Below are 764 nucleotides of genomic sequence, written 5' to 3'. Positions count from 1 at the left end.
TGAAGGAGCAGGCGATAAGACTCCAGCCGATAACGTCCAAGATGACTTTACATTTACTGGTAAAGAAAACAAAGCTTCTGGAACTACAACATGGACTGAGAAGAGCCATACATATGGTAAGGTATCTGTTCCAGTAATTCCAGGTTACTACGCTGATAAGACAGAAGCTGGTGGTAAGACAGTTACTCCAGAAAATCCCGAAGTAGTAGAGGTTGTTACCTACAAACCACTTGGCAGTTTGGTTCCGAAATCTGATGATCCTAATTTCCCATCAACACCAGGTGTGAAATATCCAAATGATCCAACAGATCCAACGAAACCAGGTAAACCAGTAGTTCCAGATGTTCCAGGCTACAAACCATACTTGCCAGATCCAAAAGATCCAAGCAAACCAGGTCAACCAGTAGAACCAGGTAAGGAACTTCCAAACCTTCCAACAAATCCAGGTGAAGATACCCCAATCATCTACGTACCAATCGTAAATGATGTGACTAAACCAACCAAACAGACAGTGAAGTTTGAAGGAGCAGGTGACAAGACTCCAGCTGACAATGTCCAAGACGACTTTACATTTACTGGTAAAGAAAAACAAGCTGATGGAACTACAACATGGACTGAAACTAGTCATACTTATGGCAAGGTTACTGTTCCTGTAATTCCAGGTTACTACGCTGATAAGACAGAAGCTGGTAGTAAGACAGTTACTCCAGAAAATCCTGAAGTAGTAGAGATTATTACCTATAAACCACTTGGAAGCTTGGTTC

1 pseudogene is annotated in these 764 nt (G+C 41.9%); it reads left to right on the top strand.

Annotated elements, in window-relative coordinates:
- A pseudogene (locus HMPREF2728_RS10835) lies at positions 1-764 on the top strand (YSIRK signal domain/LPXTG anchor domain surface protein); the annotation flags it as partial.

The sequence above is a fragment of the Streptococcus sp. HMSC061D10 genome (assembly GCF_001808865.1).
In the GTDB taxonomy this organism is placed as follows: domain Bacteria; phylum Bacillota; class Bacilli; order Lactobacillales; family Streptococcaceae; genus Streptococcus.
This window is presented reverse-complemented; position numbering and strand designations above follow the sequence as displayed.